The following is a 12,030-nucleotide window of genomic DNA, read 5'->3' as shown; positions in this document are numbered from 1 at the left end:
CTCCTACCCTTCCTTTTTCACGAGCGATACACCACTTGCTTCATACTTTAAAACTTTTTGGATGACCGTCCCGAGATAGGCGCCAGCCTCTGCGGGAGGAATTCCGCCTTTATGTATATTGGAAATTACCATCCGGTCAGCTTCGATCGTTCCTTTTCGGGGTTCATAGCAAAGGTAGGCACTCAGTGATTCTGCACTGACCAGACCAGGACGCTCGCCAATCAATAAAACAACTACTTTGGGCTTCAGGAGCTCGCCTACTTCATCCATAACAGCCACTCGGCCTTTTTCGATATAAAAAGGGGTCCCCATATCGAGGCCTAAACTTTTTAATGATTGCTGAAGGGATAGATATACATCCTCTGCATTTTCTTCAATCGCACTTGAGCTAAGCCCGTCAGACAGAATGATTTGAACAGCCGGTCCCTTTTGGCATTTAGCAAGAATGATTTTTTTGGCTTCTTCTGATAGCTTTCTGCCATAATCGGGTCTTCGGATGTACACTTCTTTTTCATTTACCATCGTATTGACTTTAAAGAGTCCAAGATGGTTTATAAGCTCATCATTTACATCTCCATAGACAGCATCGACTGCTGCTGCATGGTCAAAGCGGAATTTCAGCCATGTGTCTGTCTTCGGTCTTGTTCCTGCTCTTCCCACCCCGATTCTTGCAGGTGTTTTGCTCTTGAGTGCCTCCAGCTCTACTGGATCTGCCGGATGATCAATGCCTGCCTTTTTTGAATAATTTTCGTTCTTATCATGACTTGCTTTAACTGTTGAGGTCATTTTAAGAGCATTTGTATTCTGATAGCTTTTAATTTTTATTAGACTGTCTGTATCCTCTTTTCCAGCCTTGATCACCTCCACTGCCATCTTGGATGGTTGTGTGCTGGGGTTTGATGTATGTTGCCAAAATTTTACTCCTGCGCTGCTTTCTTGCCCTTTCACATCAGAGGTTTGCTGCGATTGAAGTTTTTCCACTACAAGGCGTGTTACTTTTTCAATCAGTTCAGGATTCATTCATTTCAACTCCTATCGTGAAAAAATGGTTGGATCGCCTGCGATTTTGCTCAGCTTTCCATTTTCGAAGATTCCCATTTTCTCAAGCCAATCCCTGAATATTGGAGATGGCTGCTTATTCATCGTCTGCCTAAGCGTGGCAACGTCATGATAGCTCATGGATTGATAATTGAGCATGCAATCATCCCCCATTGGGGCAGCAATAATAAAATTCACTCCAGCTGCTGTCAGCAGAACGCCAAGGTCTTCGATATCGTTTTGATCGGCCTTAATATGATTCGTGTAGCAGATATCAACACCCATAGGGATGCCATGCATTTTTCCCATAAAATGATCTTCGAGCCCGGCCCTGATGACTTGCTTATTGTTGTACAAATACTCCGGCCCAATGAAACCTACCACTGTATTTACGATGTAAGGGTCATAATGCCGGGCAAAGCCGTAATTTCTCGATTCCAGTGTCATCTGATCCATTCCAAAATGTGCTTCAGCGGAAAGCTCTGAACCTTGGCCCGTTTCAAAATATAAACGCTGAGGCCCGGTGCCGGTGCCGAGAGTTCTTGCCATGTCATTTGCTTCCTCAAGAAGTGAGGCAGTAATTCCGAATGATCGGTTGGCAGCCTCTGTTCCAGCTATGCTTTGGAAGATCATATCGGCAGGTGCTCCCTGTTCTATAGCCTTCATTTGTGCTGTTACATGTGCAAGCACACAGTTTTGTGTTGGTATTCCCCAGTCCTTGATAAAAGCATGTGTGGCATGGAGCAATCTTTTTACACTCTCAACCGAATCATCCACAGGATTAATTCCAATCACTGCATCCCCTATGCCGTAGGATAAACCTTCTTTGAGGGATGCGATCATGCCATCCACATTATCGGTTGGATGATTAGGCTGCAGACGGGAAGCCAATGTTCCTTTATATCCAATCGTTATATTGCATTTGGATAGTATTTCGATTTTGTTTGCCGCGTGAACAAGATCAAGATTAGACATGATTTTTGCGGCGGCGGCGATCATCTCACTGTTCAATCCCCTGCTGATTCTTTTTAAATCTTCTCCTGTAGTGTCATCGTCCAGGATATATTCACGAAGTTCAGCAACTGACCAATTTTTTATGCTCTGATAGACGGGTTCATTCATCCCGCTTTCTATAATTCTCGAAACCTCATCCTCTTCAGGCGAAAGCATAGGATTTTCTCGGATATCAGATAGGGTTAAATGACTTAGAACCAATTTGGCGGCGATTCTTTCCTGGACGGTTTCCGCTGCGATTCCCGCGAGGCGGTCCCCTGATTTTTCTTCATTTGCTTTTGCAAATAGATCTTTTAGATTTTCGAATTGATACACATTTCCTAAATGACTGGTTTGCAGCTTCATAAATAATCCCCCATTTCTTACCGATGGAATGTCAATGTTTTAATGACAACAGGTACTACATTGGTTTGAAGCAGGTGGCCGATATCTATGTAATCTCCATGCTCTACCTTAATCTGGTCGATGCATACGATACTTTGCTTTGTTTCCTGAACTTTAATCGTCTGGCCAAGGACTTTAGCATGGTCGCTTTCTAATACGACAACAAGCGGCTGTTCCGGAATCGGCTTTGCTTCTAAGGATTTCAGCAAGACTGAAGATAACTCCTGAATATCACGAAAGCCCAAATATGGCAGAGCCGTTAAATACAGGGCGAAATTTTGTCCCTCCTTCTGAGGGTCATAAATTTCCACAGCCTTTTTTACTGCCTCTTGAATCTGATGGAGACCTTTTTCCAAATTGTAATCAAACCGGATCTGATAGACGGGCAAATTGCGAATTGGCAGTTCATGGCCTTCAGCATGGATGGTTGCCCCGCTGATTTCTGTCGTTTGTGTACCTGCCCCGAGAACTGTTGCCCTGACCGTTTCATCCGGTTCCACCCATTTAAAGGAGGCCAGCTCACGGCAATTTTGCAATGACTGTGCCAGCTGTTTTCCAATATCGTTATACTGAGCAGGAGAGGAATCAGCATTCTCAAAGTGGTACAAGCATTCACCGATCCCGCCTGAAAACATGATGTAATCTATCTCCTCTGTCCAATTTGGATCATGTCCCAGAAGCAAAGGCAAATCAGCCTTTAGAAGGTCCTTCCTTAGCATTCGGGCAATTGCTTCTGCCATGTAGTCTGTCAGTTTTCCGATGATAGGGTGACTTCTGCTGTCCCCTCTTTTTAAATCAGCTCCCCATTGCCGAAGGATTTGTTGAACAGGAGGAGAAATACTATTTATTTTGCCGTCTGTAAATTCAATCAGCCGGCCGCCGATATGCAGGGTGCATGTTCCGCACAGCCTTCCTGAACGATAAACTGCAGCATTGGCAGTGCCTCCGCCAATATCAATATTAGCCACAGTTTTTCCAGTCCTTTTGGATAATTCATAAGCTCCTGAACCTTTTGCAGCAATGATTCCTTCTAAATCAGGACCGGCAGTGGCGACTAGGAAATCTCCTGCATGGTCAGATAAGTAATGGACCATTTCTTCGGCATTCTGTTTTGTTGCCGTTTCTCCTGTAATAATGACAGCCCCTGTTTTAATATCAGCCGGCCGGATTCCCGCAGTAGTATACTCCTCTCTGACAAGCCTCTCTACAGCTTCAATATCTATAGATGAAGCGGTTAGAAGAGGAGTCCGGTAAATCGGGCTCCGGTAAAGCACTTCCTTTTCGATAATTTCGATTCGCGGCATATGGGTTCCGCCAGCCATATTCATGAGAGAAAATCTGCTGATGACGAGTTTGGTCGTACTCGTTCCGATGTCGATTCCTGCGCTGATTATATTCTCTTTTTGTGCATCGTAACGCTTCAACATGATCCCCGCCTTACTGCAACGAATTAACTATTATTCAGGAAAATAAAAAAGGCACCCCATATGAGCAACCATTAATTGGTTGTTCATACAAGGCGCCTTTGCCTGATCTATTTTTTTGTATATTTAAAATATATTCTATTATCTTCGTTTTGTAAAGGGTTTCATCTGAAAATTACGACATCATCCGCCAATGAATCTGCATAATCCTTCATTTCCTGAAGGGAATGGCATTTCACCAGGCAGCGTATCTCTTCAATTCCTTTCCCGGAAATAGAGGAGGTAATGACAATAGGCCCTTTTGGAACTGCATTTCTAAGCTGGCTGATTGCTGAGTTTACATCTGCTTGATCAGAATCGCTTTTTGTCACGACTCCAATGGGGAGTTTATTAAACCCATTGCTAAAACCCGGCGGAAAAATGGTTTTCCGCTTTGTGGAATCCTGCAAATATAGTACATGGGTCACTTCGAGTGCCGTAGCCATGATATTTTTATAGAAAAATGGATTCTCTGTGTATTCCCCCGGTGTATCCACAATCCAGTCATAATAGTTCAATGCCTGTGTTTTAACCGCTTCCGCTTTGCGGCCAAGCAGAGCATTTGTTAATGTCGACTTTCCAGCCCCGATGGAACCGATCAGCATCGCTCTGTTCATTTTGGACATTCTATACAGCTCCTTATGATTTAGTTATTTCCGAAGGAGTGTACCTCAGTGTTTCAGATAAAAAGCGGTTGATTTCCTCCATGGCCATTTGCACAGCTGACACGGTTCCTACAATTACAAGGCTGCCTGTGAATCGGTCCAGAAAACCGATCTGCACGTCTGCCGCTTTGGTCGCCAGATCTCCTGCAATGATAACCGTTTCACTTGGTGTCAGTGTTAAAATACCTAACGCTCCTGCCTGCTGGATCCCCAGTTTTTCAAACATATCCGGATCGGGATTTGCGATTAAGTGGCTGAGTGTTACTTGTTTTCCCGGCACAAATTCTTGAATAAATCGTTTTTTTCTTCATTCATTGCTTAGGCCCTCCCAGGTGACTCCTGCTTATATTGCTTTTTTAACCTTTTCTTCTTTCGTTAAATATTCATCTTTTCCGATAATGCCAGATTCACGGTCTTTTTTCTCCAATTCCAAAGCCTTAGGTACAGACAGCCAGTATGCTAAACCAATTCCGATGATTCCAGCAGAAATTTTACCGGCTATAATCGGAAGGATTAATGTTGGCTGGAAATTTGCTGTAAAGGATAAATGGTCACCAAGTAAAAAGGCGGCACAGACTGCAAAGGAAATATTAATGACTTTATCTTTAGGCGGCATTGTTCTGACCAATTTAAACATCGCAAGGATGTTCGCGATTGTGGCAACTATCCCTGCACTGCCTTCCTTGCTTAATCCCACTTTACTGCCAAGTGCCTCCAGCGGGCCGCCGGCATACTTTTGAAGAAGATAAACCATCGGAAATGCACCGGCAAGCATGATTCCAATATAGCCGGCAGTCTCAAGCGCCCGGAACTGATCCTCCGAATCCGCCATGATTGGGTGGAAGCCCCATCCTCCAAATACTGTTGTGAATAATCCAGTAAAAATTTCCACGATGGAAAATACCAAAACCAGCTTAATTCCCGCATCTAAAATACGTCCAAACCACATGAACCCGTTGATCATTAAATCCGGCAGGAAATATAACCCCAGTGCAATCAGGACAACAAAGATTAAAAGCGGACTTAAATTCAATAAGATTTGTCCCAAACCAAGCGCGAACTGATATTTCGCCTCGCCGGAGGTGGAAATGAAATCCCTGAAACTTGAGCTGGAAACCGCAATAATCACACTTGAAATGAAAGCACCGATTGGAATGGTCAGAACGCCTGACATCACCCCGAGAGCCATATATTTATGGTCTCTCTTATCAAGCATAGCCAGGCCCATCGGTATGGAGAAAACAATGGTTGCCCCCGCCATAAAACCGACAATCATCGCCATGATCCAGCCTTCCTGTGTTTGCTTTAACACTTCAGCTAACTGGTAGCCGCCCATATCGGTTGCCAATATGGCAGTTGCAGCTATTGCAGGATCTGCCCCGATCGCAGCAAAAAATGGACCGCAGACCTTATCGATAAACCACGATAAATATGGAATGGAAGCCATTATCCCGGCAGCCGGTACAAAAATGTGGCCAACAGCATGAAGCCCCTCCATAAATTGCTTGCCTAACCCCTCATCACTGTTGCGGATGGCTGCAAAAGCTCCAGCCACAGCACAGGCCATGATAATGTAAATAACGATTTTACCTACCATTTCCATCATAAATCCCTCCCTAAAAAGTTTTATATGTTAACGGAATCCTGCAGCTTCTTTACAAGAACATAGGATAAACAGCAGTTTGATAGTAAAAAAATAGGTAAAAAGACAAAAAGGTGCCGCACGTCAGCTTTTGCAGACGCATGGCACCTTTGCCTGTTCTATCCACTTGTAAAAGATATTAAGCGTTATATTTTACTATGATACGCTTTGCCACATTTTCCAGTGTAACCTGTTTGTTCATGCTGATCTTTCGCATTTTCTTAAAAGCATCTTCTTCATGCATGTTAAACTTTTGCATTAAAATGCCTTTTGCTTTTTCAACTATTTTTCTTTCATTTAATTTTTGATTCATGGATTCCACCTGTTCCCGGAATGCATTTGCATTCTCAGCCTGCCTGAGCGCAATTTCAACAGCTGGAATCAGACTGGCTTCATTAACAGGCTTAACAAGGTAGCCGAGTATATTTGCCTGTTTGGCTTTATCAATATATTCCCGCTGACTGTATGCTGTTAGGATCAGGATGGGTGTATTGATTTTATTGGAAATGATTTCACTTGCTTTTAGTCCATTCAGATTAGGCATCTTGATATCCATCAGGATTAAATCAGGCTTTAATGAAAGAGCAAGCTCGACCGCTCTTTCACCATCGCCTGCCTCAGCAACTACTTCATATCCAGCGTCCTGTAGCATCAAGCTTAAGTCCATGCGGACAATCGATTCATCCTCCACAACCATTATTCTTTTTTTCACAGCTATTCCGCCTTCCTTTCAAAGGGAAATTGCACAGCTGCAATAGTCCCTGTTTCAGCCCGTTCGATTAAAAAATGACCGGATAAGTCGTGCTCGATCATCATTTTCACAATATCTAAGCCTAGAGAGGGTTTTGCTTCCGGGGAATACCCTTCACCGTTATCGATGACTTCAACCTTAATTTCATCATTCGAATACTCGAAACAGACCTCGACTATTCCTTCATGCATATGTTTAAATGCGTGCTTTACACAATTCTGTATAAGTTCATTGATGACCAGAGACAGGGATACAGCTTTTTCAGAGTCGATTAAAAGCTTTGGTCCCCTATACTGAATATGTATCTTTTTCTGCTCGTGTTTTGCTTCATGGACCAGCATATTGCCAACTTTCTCTATTAGGCTGTAAATATCTACTTCATCTACACTTGAGCTCGAGAGAATAATTTCATACACCGAAGCAATACTCGAGATGCGGTTCAGACTTTCCACGAAATGCACCTTGCTTTCTTCCGGCACACCCCTTCTCATCTGGAGCCTCAAAAGGCTGGCAACAGTCTGCAGGTTATTTTTAACACGGTGATGGATTTCCCGTATGGCCACAGATTTAACAGCAATCTCCCGTTCCTTTTCCCTGAGCTCTGTCAGGTCTTTAAGTATGATGAAGGTTCCATCCGACTTACCGGCAAGATCAAGACTTATTTTCTTAACACGGAATACCTTATTCATCATTTTCATTTCTTTTACAAGGAGCTCTTCCGGCTCGTTAAGAATTTCTTGAATACAGGGAAAACAATCAATCAGCGGGACGCCGGGCCTGCAATTTTCCTTGCCAATTTCGTGTATGAGATTAGTTGCTGAAGGATTGTTATAAACAACCTTATTTTCATGGTCAATAAAGAATAGTGATTCCTCAATTACCTCTGGGATGATCGGCCGGTCTTCTGCCATTCCAATGAGTATACCGCTCAAGGTTTCAGTCGCTTCTGATAACGCTTCCAATTTGAGCTGCCGCTGCAGCTTCTCACTGATGTCCTTCTCCATAATCAGTGCCCCGATGACACGGTCCTCTGAGCCTTTAATCGGCACCACGCTTTGTTCCACCGTCTTGCCCTCCTGTGTCAAGGCGCGATTGAGAAACATATTTTTCCCTGTCCTCAGGGTATATAAAACGGCGGGTTCAAAAGCTTCATAGGCGAACTTTCCTGCGACAGGCTTCTGATAAACGGATTTAGCAGTATTTGGGGCGGCTTCAGCTACTACTATCGCATGTTTACCTTCTTTAGTAGGACAATCAACAAAAACGTTTGCCTGGTTCAGATCGGCGATTAATGAAAGATTGGCAGAGACCTCTTTAATTCTTTCGACATCCATTTTTGAAAGACTTGTATGAAGAGTGCATAGCTCTTCGACTGAGAAGTTTGGCATAGACGGAGATCTCCCAATAAGTATTTAAAAATGTCAGAATATATAAAAATATTAAAGGGAATGCCGAAGAATGTCAACATCGTTTTCAATTGTTTAATAGGAAATTTGGTACAGTTATGGAATTATCCTGGATAATGGAAAAGGCAGCTGGAAAAAATGTAATCCTGCTGCCTTCCTATACTACTTAAGCTGTGCTAATTTTACACCGCTCGCTTTATGCTTTAATATAACCTCTATTAAATCAGCCAGATGGGCACCCGCCTCAACAGGGGGACCCCTCCCTCATGAATATTGCTGATAACAGTGCGATCTGCTTCGACAGTATCCTCATTGGGCTGGTATATCAGGTAGGCACTAATGCTTTTAGCAGTTGCCAATCCTGGCCTTTCTCCTATGAGTGAAATAATGCAATCACAATTGACAATAGAAGCTAAATCATCCTGAATCCAAACTCTGCTCCGCTTTATAAAAACAGGATCTCCAATGGTAATCTTTTTCGATGTTAACCCCTGGACAAGCGCTGGCAGCAGATCTCTTATATTTGCCTCAACACCTGTTGAACTCAGTCCATCGGATACAATGATTTGCACCTGTTTATTTTTCGGAAGATTTTCTGCAGCCCATTTTCTGGATGTTTCATTGAGTTGCCTCCCGCTGTCCAGGTCCATTAAGTATTGGTCCATCGTTTCAGATTTTGAAAAGAGCACAGGCAGCTTTAACTCCTTCAGCAAATCCTCAGAAACGTCTTTAAACACTGCGTCCTGGGCTGCTGCGTGATCTATCCTGAATTCCAGGTAATTCTTTGTTTTCATTCGTGCTCCAGTATGTCCAATCCCAATCCTGGCAGGCGTAATGGATTGCACCCTCTCGATCTCTTCCCGATTGGCTGGCTGTTCTACACCTACTTGGCTACTCTTTTCATAATTTATATTGCGGCCCTTTGATTCCTTTGTTTCTGCAGGTTCTTTTACAATAGGACTGTTTTTTATTTGCCCTCCTTTTTGGAGTTCTTCCATTACCTGCTTCACGATTGTCTGAATATCCATTACTGATTCCCCCTTCCTACTTAAAAATTGATAAATCTCCCGCTCGTTCGGTTAGTTTGCCATTTTCCATAATTCCCATTTTCTCAAGCCATATCTCAAATTCGCGAAGAGGGCGGAGCCCAAGCATTTCTCTTAAGCTTGCATCATCATGATAGCTGGTATCCTGATAGCTTAGCATAACGTCGTCTCCGCCAGGCACGCCCATATAAAAATTCGCACCGGCAAGAGCAGTCAGCATACCGGCGATTTCCTGATCATTTTGATCTGCCTGCATATGGTTTGTATATGTAGGGGCTATCCCCATTGGAAGTCCATGCATTTTCCCCATAAAAAGGTCCTCGAGATCTGCACGAATCACTTGTTTGCCGTCATAAATCGTCTCAGGCCCGATAAAACCGGATACATTATTAACCATGAACGGTTTCCAATGCCGGGCGTATCCATAGGTACGGGCTTCGAGTGTCTGCATATCTATGCCAAGATGGGCATCAAGCGATACCTCCGATCCCTGGCCAGTTTCGAAGTATAGCTGATTCGGACCAGTTGATGTCCCTTGTGTGGCCATCAGCTGAAAGGCTTCATCAAGAATTTCCTTTGAAACTCCAAAATCATCATTTGCCGCCTGTGTACCAGCAAGGCTTTGGAACATAAGAGCTATAGGGGCACCTTTTTTGAGGGCATGCATTTGGGTTGTAATATGGGCAAGAACACAGTTCTGCGTCGGGATATCCCACTTTTGAATAAAATCATGAGTCATATGTAAAATTCTCGAGACTGATTCGATAGAGTCATTGTTGGGGTTCACACCTATGACAGCATCACCCGAACCATAGGACAGACCTTCTTTCATTGATGCAAGAATACCCTCGGGATTATCAATGGGATGATTAGGCTGGCAGCGGAATGCCAGGCGTCCAGACTCGCCAATTGTTGTGTTGCAATGCGCAGTTGGCCTGATTTTCTGCGATGCCATTACAAGGTCAATGCTCGACATCAGCTTTGCTGCAGCAGAAATCATTTCGCTCGTCAGACCCCTGCTGATTTTGAACAAATCCGACGTACTGGTATGGTGGGATAAAATATAATTCCTTAATTCTCCAACAGACCAGTTTGCGATATCCTTATAAATAAAAAGATTAAGATCATCATATATGATGCGGGTTACTTCATCCTTTTCATATGCAATAACCGGATTTTCATATATTTCCTTTAGTGTTATTTCACTTAACACCACTTTGGCTGCCATTCGTTCAAGAGAAGATCTGGCAGCAATGCCTGCCATTTTATCCCCTGATTTCTCCTCACCGGCTTTTGCCAAAACATCTGAAATTGAACGGAATTGATAGGTTTCATTCTTTAGTGTACAAGTAAACATAAATTGCCTCCCTTCGATTATAGGGAGTGGTATGCACCAACTCAGCTTATTACAGTAAGCGGTTACATTCACTCCATACAAAAAGGCGCCTTAACAGAATAAGCCATAAAACAGCTTACCTATTAAGGCGCCCTCACCTGGTATTTTCACTTATCCATCATTATATCAAGTAATTAACTGAAAAGATAGACTTTTTAGAATGTAGATAAATGTCTTATGAAAACATACCCTCGACCACTCTTTCCTGTCTCCCTTTCGTCGTTTCTGCCTGGGATAAGGAATTGAGAATTGCTTCCTCCGCGGATTCGGCAGCACCTTGGAAAAGCTTGTTCATAAGCGGATGGTCGTCTCTGATCAAATGGGCAAATTCAACGTGTTCAGTGCTCTGGTGAGAAATGGTTCTGGCAGTTGAAAAAGCAATGACAATATCCCCGCTGCCGTTGCTGTAATGACTTCCTGTCCGGCCGAGGCCAATACCGCATCTCTTGGCAAGCCTTTTCAGCTGCCTGTCACTGACTGGTGCGTCCGTGGCAAGGATGATCATAATCGAGCCATCGGGCGTTTCCTTGGTTTCCTGCGGAATTTCTGACAGGCCGTATTTCCTGAATGGAAATTCATCTTTATTGCCAAAATTGGTGACCACCAGGCACCCGATTATGTAGTCTTTTGAGCTTTGTTCTTCGCTTATGACCCGCGATGACGCCCCTACTCCGCCTTTATATCCGAAACATACCATGCCTTTTCCTGCTCCGACCGCACCTTCCTCCGCTCTTTCCGAATTGGCATTTTCAATGGCTGCTATTGCATGTTCCGGTTTCACAGGAAGTGCACGAATGGAATTTAGATACCCATCATTGCATTCACCAACGACAATATTGACCGTTCCAGTTGTGTCTCCAATTTCAGGAGTGGTTCGTAACATGTGTTTCAGGGTTCCATGTGTAACCGCTGGAACTCCAAATGTGTTTGTCAGCATAATGGGAGATTCTATCATGCCCAATTCTTCAACCTGAACCAGACCCGTCGTTTTTCCAAAGCCATTGATGACATAGCTCGCTGCCGGGACCTTTTCACGGAATAAATTTCTGCCATGAGGCAAAACTGCGGTTACACCAGTACAGACATATTGGTCATTATCATTGAGAGGATAGTCCAGAGTGATTTGGCCTACCATGACCCCTTCTACATCTGTAATGCAATTCTTTTTGCCAGGCTGCAGTTTTCCAATCGTTACTCCTCTTTCTCTAATCTTCATTTGACTCCT

10 protein-coding genes and 1 pseudogene are annotated in these 12,030 nt (G+C 43.6%); all 11 read right to left on the bottom strand.

Annotated features, from left to right (window positions below; all coding sequences use genetic code 11):
* Positions 1 to 3: 3 nt before the first annotated feature.
* Positions 4 to 1,020 carry an ethanolamine ammonia-lyase subunit EutC gene (gene eutC, locus M5V91_RS07580; protein ID WP_019383120.1) on the bottom strand — a complete coding sequence of 339 codons (1,017 nt, stop codon included), beginning with the start codon at positions 1,018 to 1,020 and terminating at the stop codon, positions 4 to 6.
* A 12-nt stretch (positions 1,021 to 1,032) separates the two neighbouring features.
* Complete coding sequence (locus tag M5V91_RS07575; RefSeq protein ID WP_019383121.1) at positions 1,033 to 2,397, bottom strand: ethanolamine ammonia-lyase subunit EutB; 1,365 nt, start codon at positions 2,395 to 2,397, stop codon at positions 1,033 to 1,035.
* 17 nt (positions 2,398 to 2,414) lie between these two features.
* Positions 2,415 to 3,863, bottom strand: a complete 1,449-nt coding sequence (locus M5V91_RS07570) for an ethanolamine ammonia-lyase reactivating factor EutA (protein WP_251174534.1) — start codon at positions 3,861 to 3,863, stop codon at positions 2,415 to 2,417.
* Between the two features lie 161 nt (positions 3,864 to 4,024).
* The gene (locus tag M5V91_RS07565) at positions 4,025 to 4,525 is read right to left on the bottom strand and encodes a EutP/PduV family microcompartment system protein (protein ID WP_251174533.1); all 501 of its coding nucleotides are present in this window, start codon (positions 4,523 to 4,525) and stop codon (positions 4,025 to 4,027) included.
* Between the two features lie 13 nt (positions 4,526 to 4,538).
* Positions 4,539 to 4,844: a BMC domain-containing protein gene (locus M5V91_RS07560; RefSeq protein ID WP_284521960.1), complete on the bottom strand. Its 306-nt coding sequence runs from the start codon at positions 4,842 to 4,844 to the stop codon at positions 4,539 to 4,541.
* A gap of 63 nt (positions 4,845 to 4,907) precedes the next feature.
* Complete coding sequence (gene eutH, locus M5V91_RS07555; protein ID WP_019383123.1) at positions 4,908 to 6,167, bottom strand: ethanolamine utilization protein EutH; 1,260 nt, start codon at positions 6,165 to 6,167, stop codon at positions 4,908 to 4,910.
* A 178-nt stretch (positions 6,168 to 6,345) separates the two neighbouring features.
* On the bottom strand, positions 6,346 to 6,918 hold the full coding sequence (locus M5V91_RS07550; RefSeq protein ID WP_009334377.1) for an ANTAR domain-containing response regulator: 573 nt from the start codon (positions 6,916 to 6,918) through the stop codon (positions 6,346 to 6,348).
* 2 nt (positions 6,919 to 6,920) lie between these two features.
* The gene (locus tag M5V91_RS07545) at positions 6,921 to 8,345 is read right to left on the bottom strand and encodes a GAF domain-containing sensor histidine kinase (RefSeq protein ID WP_019383124.1); all 1,425 of its coding nucleotides are present in this window, start codon (positions 8,343 to 8,345) and stop codon (positions 6,921 to 6,923) included.
* Between the two features lie 180 nt (positions 8,346 to 8,525).
* Positions 8,526 to 9,391 (bottom strand): annotated as a pseudogene (gene eutC / locus M5V91_RS07540) (ethanolamine ammonia-lyase subunit EutC).
* Between the two features lie 16 nt (positions 9,392 to 9,407).
* Complete coding sequence (locus M5V91_RS07535) at positions 9,408 to 10,766, bottom strand: ethanolamine ammonia-lyase subunit EutB (RefSeq protein WP_251174531.1); 1,359 nt, start codon at positions 10,764 to 10,766, stop codon at positions 9,408 to 9,410.
* A 214-nt stretch (positions 10,767 to 10,980) separates the two neighbouring features.
* Entirely contained in the window at positions 10,981 to 12,021 is a 1,041-nt protein-coding gene (locus M5V91_RS07530; protein ID WP_251174530.1) for a DmpA family aminopeptidase, read from the bottom strand.
* Positions 12,022 to 12,030 lie beyond the last annotated feature (9 nt).

Origin of the sequence: Cytobacillus pseudoceanisediminis (genome assembly GCF_023516215.1) — a bacterium.
Lineage (GTDB): Bacteria > Bacillota > Bacilli > Bacillales > Cytobacillaceae > Cytobacillus > Cytobacillus pseudoceanisediminis.
Note: the sequence above shows the minus strand (reverse complement) of the source record. Positions and strands in the feature narration are given on the sequence as shown.

Bases quoted from the DNA above. Each gene is read 5' to 3' on its own strand.
- eutC (WP_019383120.1), bottom strand. From the start codon at position 1,020: ATGAATCCTGAACTGATTGAAAAAGTAACACGCCTTGTAGTGGAAAAA.
- M5V91_RS07575 (WP_019383121.1), bottom strand. From the start codon at position 2,397: ATGAAGCTGCAAACCAGTCATTTAGGAAATGTGTATCAATTCGAAAAT.
- M5V91_RS07570 (WP_251174534.1), bottom strand. From the start codon at position 3,863: ATGTTGAAGCGTTACGATGCACAAAAAGAGAATATAATCAGCGCAGGA.
- M5V91_RS07565 (WP_251174533.1), bottom strand. From the start codon at position 4,525: ATGTCCAAAATGAACAGAGCGATGCTGATCGGTTCCATCGGGGCTGGA.
- eutH (WP_019383123.1), bottom strand. From the start codon at position 6,167: ATGGAAATGGTAGGTAAAATCGTTATTTACATTATCATGGCCTGTGCT.
- M5V91_RS07545 (WP_019383124.1), bottom strand. From the start codon at position 8,345: ATGCCAAACTTCTCAGTCGAAGAGCTATGCACTCTTCATACAAGTCTT.
- M5V91_RS07535 (WP_251174531.1), bottom strand. From the start codon at position 10,766: ATGTTTACTTGTACACTAAAGAATGAAACCTATCAATTCCGTTCAATT.
- M5V91_RS07530 (WP_251174530.1), bottom strand. From the start codon at position 12,021: ATGAAGATTAGAGAAAGAGGAGTAACGATTGGAAAACTGCAGCCTGGC.